The sequence below is a fragment of the Desulfobulbaceae bacterium genome, from assembly GCA_015231515.1.
GTDB lineage: Bacteria > Desulfobacterota > Desulfobulbia > Desulfobulbales > VMSU01 > JADGBM01.
In genome coordinates, this window is the sequence record JADGBM010000204.1 from 1 (window position 1) to 2,803 (window position 2,803).

Sequence of the window (2,803 nt, forward strand, 5' to 3'; positions counted from 1 at the left end):
ATTGATGACGAGACGTGGGCGATTCGCTATCTGATCATCGATACGAAAAACTGGTGGTCGGGGAAAAAGGTTCTGATTGCACCGTCATGGATCGAGTGCGTCAGTTGGGCCGAGTCGAAAGTCTTCGTCAAACTTCCCCGTGACACCATCAAGCAGGCCCTGGAATACACGGATGAGTCCCTGCTTAACAGGGCTTATGAGATCGAACTGCATCGACATTACAATCGGCAAGGATACTGGGCTGATGAACCGGCTACTCCAAACGCCCCTTCCTCTGAAGAAAAGACGAGGAAAATTGAACCATAAAGAACAAAACACTCAATTCGACACCAAAAAACTGCGTGAATAAATTGAAACGTTATGGGTGATGAGGAGGACAATCGCCGATTTTTGATAAAAAATATACTGCCGAATTTCAGCCTCTATCGTCACTCCTGCATGCTCTTGGCAGGAGTCCATTGCACTTGCGGCCTCTCCGCCGTGGATTCCCGCCAACGACATGCGGGAATGACGCGAAGAAAAATCCTCACATTTTCGTACAGAAAAGTTGCTATTTATTTGTTCCGGATAGCCAAAAATAAAAGGGTAAGCGAATCAACTGTGTTACAGGTGGGCCAGTTGCCGTTTGGTAAATGAACCATGGGGCGTGAGCCTTGCTGTTCTGGCAGTTTCTGACGCAAAATCGAGGACAATTTCCAAACGATCCTCAGGCATTAACTCTCCCAAACGATCGGGCCACTCAATGATTGTCAGGCCTTCACCGTAGAGATACTCCTCAAAGCCAAGCTCAAAGATTTCTTCACTGGCAAGTCGATACAGATCCATATGAAATAACGGAATACGACCTTGGTACTCGTGTATCAGGCTGAATGTGGGGCTGGTAATGTAACAGTTCTCAGGTACACCGAGTCCACGGCCAATAAATTGGGTAAGGGTCGTCTTCCCGGCCCCGAGTGTGCCAGTGAGTGTGTAGATATCACCAGGGCGGGCCAGTTCGGCTAGGTGGAGACCAAACAGGTTTGTTTGGTCAAGGTTCTCAAGCGACAGGTTACGCATGCCATTGTCCAGGGTTGGAGGTGTATCTGTCTATAGGTGGTGAGGCAGATTGCCTGGTTTTTTTCATCCCTGTACTCGGTTGCTCCACAGAGCTACTGGGCAGCCTTTTTGTGGCAGAAGAGGCAGCGGTATTTGGGGGGATGGTTTGCTGGCAGCGGTACCTCACCTTTTGGGTTGTGACAGGTCTCACAGAAGGTTTCGGCTTCTTTTTTATCCATGGCCTGATATTTATTATGGATATCATCAGTTGGCAGCCTTTTTGTGGTTTCATCGGGTGCGTTAAGCAGAAAAAGCAGCAAGCCACCGCAGATAACAACAAAAATAATATTGTAGATCTTGGTTTTGTTTTTATCGTATTGCATTGGTCATCTCCAATCTATGTGGAACAAAGTTGTTATTTGATTCTGTCGAAGGCAGTAGTTAATACAACTCAAGAAGCCTAAACGGCAAGAGTTTAAATCGCAAGGACAAGACTAGCATTTCCAGTGAGATTTGGCAAATGACTTTACTGCCACAAAAGAAGTTTTGTATCTGTTGATGACTTTTGTGTCGGCGCAATATATCTGCCAATCGTATCGGCTTATACTGCGCATCTATTATGGTTTTGGCAATGGTTTCGCCGGATAAAATGGCTGGATAAATTCCTTCGCCGGTGAACCCTGAAGCAAGGCCTGCTGCATCACCGGCCAAAAAGATATTGTTGAACTTCCAGCCCTGATAGTCAAAATTAATGAGTGCAGCCTGGGGCGTTGTGTTTTGCAGATCGAAGTAGTTGGCCTGAGCCCAGTGCAAAAAGTTGTTTTTCAGGTGGCGGGGTGAGAGGTTATTTCGTTCAGCATAGGCCCCCACAGAGGTAGTTTCCCGGTGAGGAAAAGCCCAGGCGTAACCGCTTCGGAAACAAGATGGATCGAGATGCCACTCCATGTCAGAATGTATTGTGGGGATCTGATAATTGATGCCAACACCAGTCTTTTGGGTTGGTATCTTGAGATAGCGTCTGACAATGGAGCTGCTGCCATCTGCCCCCACTAAAAAGTTGAAGTGATAGGTCGTCTCTTTTGTTTGAACGGTTTTGCCGGTAATTGCCTTGACTGGTGAGTTCGTCTTGACTGTTGCGCCTGCCTGAAGGGCCTCGGCCAACATCCATTGGCCAAACTCATAACGATCTACGGTGATAATAATCGGTTCAGTGGAGGCGATAGTTGCTTTTTGCCATGGTGTCTGTACCCTTTGCAAGGGAAAGGATCTTTGGACAAGGTGCTCCGGGATTGCGAGTTCCTTCTGGGCTTGAAAAGGGATTCCTCCGGCGCAAACCTTCGGGCCAACTGTGGAGTTTTTCTCAAGGACAAGGACTTTTACTCCGTTTTGGGCGAGATGTTTTGCGCAACATAAACCTGCTGGTCCGGCCCCTACGATGATAACGTGAAATTTTTCCATGTCGTTCTATAGGGGGAGTTGACGGTGATGTCAAGAGAGTAAAATCTAATTTTTTTTCCACTTTTTTTTATAACATGTTAATATTCTGATAAATTTTTTTCAATATTTGCCTAGGGGATACTTGCTCAATCGAACCTCGATTGTCAGAAATCGCCTAATAATTGTATGTACAGCTCTGCCGCTGTGTAGCTTAAAAACTTCCGGCTTGCCGGATCAGGAGTGTCTGATGAGTATAGATCAACGTGATAAATTGTCCATGGCCAAAAAAGGACGCAATTTTTTGTGGCTGATTGTTTTAGTTCTGTTAGGT

Annotated in this window: 4 protein-coding genes; 1 reads left to right on the forward strand and 3 read right to left on the reverse strand. The window is 46.3% G+C overall.

The features are described 5' to 3' along the window. The coding region (locus tag HQK80_16265) for a PRC-barrel domain containing protein (GenBank protein MBF0223744.1) at positions 1-306 on the forward strand (306 nt) is incomplete at its 5' end. Positions 307-603: 297 nt separating this feature from the next. Here HQK80_16265 and tsaE read toward each other — a convergent pair. The 3 genes from tsaE to HQK80_16280 all read right to left on the reverse strand — a co-directional run bounded on the left by tsaE (position 604) and on the right by HQK80_16280 (position 2,493). Then, positions 604-1,056 carry a tRNA (adenosine(37)-N6)-threonylcarbamoyltransferase complex ATPase subunit type 1 TsaE gene (tsaE, locus tag HQK80_16270; GenBank protein MBF0223745.1) on the reverse strand — a complete coding sequence of 151 codons (453 nt, stop codon included), beginning with the start codon at positions 1,054-1,056 and terminating at the stop codon, positions 604-606. Positions 1,057-1,148: 92 nt separating this feature from the next. Further along, positions 1,149-1,418, reverse strand: a complete 270-nt coding sequence (locus HQK80_16275; GenBank protein ID MBF0223746.1) for a hypothetical protein — start codon at positions 1,416-1,418, stop codon at positions 1,149-1,151. A 58-nt stretch (positions 1,419-1,476) separates the two neighbouring features. Then, complete coding sequence (locus tag HQK80_16280; protein MBF0223747.1) at positions 1,477-2,493, reverse strand: NAD(P)/FAD-dependent oxidoreductase; 1,017 nt, start codon at positions 2,491-2,493, stop codon at positions 1,477-1,479. Between the last annotated feature and the right edge of the window lie 310 nt (positions 2,494-2,803).

Bases quoted from the DNA above. Each gene is read 5' to 3' on its own strand.
- tsaE (MBF0223745.1), bottom strand. From the start codon at position 1,056: ATGCGTAACCTGTCGCTTGAGAACCTTGACCAAACAAACCTGTTTGGT.
- HQK80_16275 (MBF0223746.1), bottom strand. From the start codon at position 1,418: ATGCAATACGATAAAAACAAAACCAAGATCTACAATATTATTTTTGTT.
- HQK80_16280 (MBF0223747.1), bottom strand. From the start codon at position 2,493: ATGGAAAAATTTCACGTTATCATCGTAGGGGCCGGACCAGCAGGTTTA.